This window comes from Streptomyces sp. NPDC041124 (genome assembly GCF_055592385.1).
This window is the reverse complement of record NZ_JBVIYR010000021.1, coordinates 1-2,919: the sequence shown is the minus strand read 5'-3', so window position 1 is coordinate 2,919 and position 2,919 is coordinate 1. Positions and strand designations below refer to the sequence as shown.

The following is a 2,919-nucleotide window of genomic DNA, read 5'->3' as shown; positions in this document are numbered from 1 at the left end:
ACTGAACCCCTTCCAACCTGACGGGTGGTTGAGCTGCGGGCCCCGGCGGCGGACATGAAGAAAGCTCCTGGTAGACGGGTTCACGACCAAGATCACCGCATCCGCCAGGAGCTCGTGTGCTTGTCTACCCGTCTGCCATCGATCTGTCCACCCGTACCCTGCGTCGTCTCTCCGGTCTGCTGGCAGGTCACCGACGCCGGATCGGTTCTCGTTGGCGCCGCCTGAGCTGCGGCCGACAGGCTCTGCTCGTACTCGCCCACCTACGCTGCGGCGACACCTACAACCGCCTCGCCGCCGGCTTCCAGGTCGGGATCGCGACGGTCTACCGCTACATACGCGAGGCCGTCGGCCTCCTGGCCACCCTTGCCCCGACACTGGAGCAGGCCATGCACACCATCCGCAGGAAGGCGTACGTGATCCTCGACGGCACACTTCTGCCGATCGACCGTGTTGCGGCCGACCGCCCGTACTACTCGGGAAAGAAGAAGCATCACGGGGTGAACGTGCAGGTCCTCGCCGACCCGGCCGGACGACTGCTCTGGGTCTCGGACGCCCTGCCCGGCGCCGTCCACGATCTGACCGCGGCCCGCACCCACGGCATCCCCGCCGCCCTCGCCGCCGACGGCATCAAGTGCTGGGCGGACAAGGCATACCAGGGCGCCGGACCCGCCGTCCGCGTCCCGATCCGGGGCAAGCACCTGCGCGGCTGGCGCCGCCGCCACAACCGCGATCACGCAAAGATCCGAAGCCTCGGCGAACGCGCCATCGCCACCCTCAAGTGCTGGCGAGTACTCCGCAAACTGCGCTGCAGCACCACGAGGATCACTACCGTCGTCCGCGCCATCGTCACTCTCGAACTCACCAGCTGATCAAGATGGAGAGGGCTCAGTGTGCGGAAGAGTTCGGCGCCGATAACGAGCGCGGGACGGTGGTCGAAGCGACACCGATCCCATTTGTGCCCGCGTCGTGTCCAGCTACTTGCGAGCCGGGCGCGGGCTGGATTCGGCCGAGCTCGCGGCTCAACCCGGACTCCCCTCCGGCGTGCTCAGCTGTGCTCAGCGAGGAGCAGTACCGCCCGGGGACTCTGCGCCCAGGAGCGTGAGCAGCCCGGGAAATCTCTTGTCGATGTCCGCGCGTCGTAGTCGGATGCCCTTGCGGTTGCCGTAGTCGATCTCGTCGATGAGACCTGCCTCGCGCAGGACTCGGAAGTGGTGGGTCTGGGTCTGCTTCGAGATCGGAAGATTGAACGAGTTGCAGCCCCGCTCGCTGTCGCTGCGGTCGGCGGCCAACTCCGTCATCACCGAACGACGGTGCTCGTCGGCGAGGGCGCGAAACACCGTCCCCAGATCGAGCGCATCGGCCTCCGGGCCGACCAGGTTCTTCCCGGCCACGCGGCACCTCCTTCAGGTACGACTTGAATCGTACCTGAAGAATGTGCTCCACTGAGGTACGAAATTTTTCGTACCTTGGTTCCGGTTGCGCTGCCTGTCCCGCCGCGCTCTGAGAGCCGGCCCCGGCACTCGCCGGGGAGCTGGTCATCCTCGACACTCCGAGAGGTCATCGTCATGAAGAAGCCCGAGGTGCTGATAGTCGGTGCCGGAATCGCAGGGCCCGCGCTCGCATATTGGCTCTCCCGGAACGGCTACCGGCCAACGGTCGTCGAACATGCCCGGCAGCTGCGCTCCGGTGGCAGCGCGGTCGTCGTGAAGGGGCCCGCGATCCCGGTCGCCGACCGCATGGGCATCCTCCCGCAGCTGCGCGGGCTCGCCACCCGCAATCGGTCACTGACCCTGCTCGACCCCGGCGGCAGGCGAATCCTGCAGCTCCCGCTCACCTCGGACAAGGCGCCGACGGTCGAGGTGACCCGAGCCGACCTGTCCGAGGTGCTCCACCGGTCGGCGCAGACCGAGGCCGAGTTCTTGTTCGACGACACGGTCACCGCTCTCGACCAGGACGAAGGCGGGGTGGACGTCACCTTCCGTAGGTCCGCGCCACGGCGCTTCGACCTGGTAGTCGGTGCCGACGGGATGCACTCCACCGTACGGCGCCTGGTATTCGGACCCGAGCGGCAGTTCGCGAGCGACCTGGGCCTGTACGGCGCGACCGTGCCGCTGAAACCCGACGCCGTCGAGGACCCGAGTGAGATGACGATGCTGACTGTGCCGAACCGGATGCTGGTCGTCCATCCCTCGCGGACCACTCCGCTTGCGATCTTCACCTTCCGGGCCGCACGGCTGGCGCCCCACGACCGCAAGAACATTGCCCTTCACAAGCAGACCGTGGCCGACGCCTACGCCGGCGTGGGGTGGCGGGCACCGGAACTCGTGGCGGCCTTCCTCGACCACCCGGCCCCGTTCTTCGACCCCCTGACCACCCTCCGGATGCCCTCGTGGTCCCGCGGACGGGTCGTCCTGCTCGGGGACGCGGCGGCGGCGACAGCCCTGCTGGGCGACGGGTCCAGCATGGCGATGGCGGGCGCGTACGCCCTCGCGGAAGAGCTCGCCGCCCAACCCGGTGACCACGCCCGCGCCTTCGCCGTCTACGAGTCCCGTCTCCGCCGCGAGGTAGGCCCACGGCAGCGACGCGTCGGTCCGCTCTCCAGGCTCATGGTGCCCCGCACCCGGCCGGGCCTCGCAGTGCGCAATACGGTGGGCCGCGCGGTCAGCCGCACGCACCGGAGCGCCACTCGCGAAGCCGCGAACCGGTAGACCGAGCCCGCACCGACCGCTCACCGGCCGGTGCGCAGCTCCCCTGTAGCTCCCAACCGGGTCGGCGCCGCCATGCGAGCAAGCCATGGCCGCCCTGAAGGGCTGGCGCCCCCGGCGGAAACTCCGCTGTAGCACCAACCGAGTCACCGCCATCGTGAAGACGATCCCCGCCCTTCGTCACGCCTCAACCTGAGGTTGGAAAAGGCTCACT

3 protein-coding genes are annotated in these 2,919 nt (G+C 68.6%); 2 read left to right on the top strand and 1 reads right to left on the bottom strand.

Features of this window, described 5'->3' with window-relative positions:
• Positions 1-116 precede the first annotated feature (116 nt).
• Positions 117-869 carry a transposase family protein gene (locus ACZ6A9_RS32480; RefSeq protein ID WP_468993297.1) on the top strand — a complete coding sequence of 251 codons (753 nt, stop codon included), beginning with the start codon at positions 117-119 and terminating at the stop codon, positions 867-869.
• Between the two features lie 186 nt (positions 870-1,055).
• Here the strand turns inward: ACZ6A9_RS32480 and ACZ6A9_RS32475 are convergent, their stop codons facing one another.
• Positions 1,056-1,391, bottom strand: coding sequence for an ArsR/SmtB family transcription factor (locus ACZ6A9_RS32475; protein WP_309052126.1), 336 nt, complete (start codon positions 1,389-1,391; stop codon positions 1,056-1,058).
• A 174-nt stretch (positions 1,392-1,565) separates the two neighbouring features.
• On the opposite strand from ACZ6A9_RS32475, the gene ACZ6A9_RS32470 reads away from it, so the two are divergent.
• Positions 1,566-2,708: an FAD-dependent monooxygenase gene (locus ACZ6A9_RS32470; RefSeq protein WP_309052125.1), complete on the top strand. Its 1,143-nt coding sequence runs from the start codon at positions 1,566-1,568 to the stop codon at positions 2,706-2,708.
• The last annotated feature ends 211 nt before the right edge of the window (positions 2,709-2,919 follow it).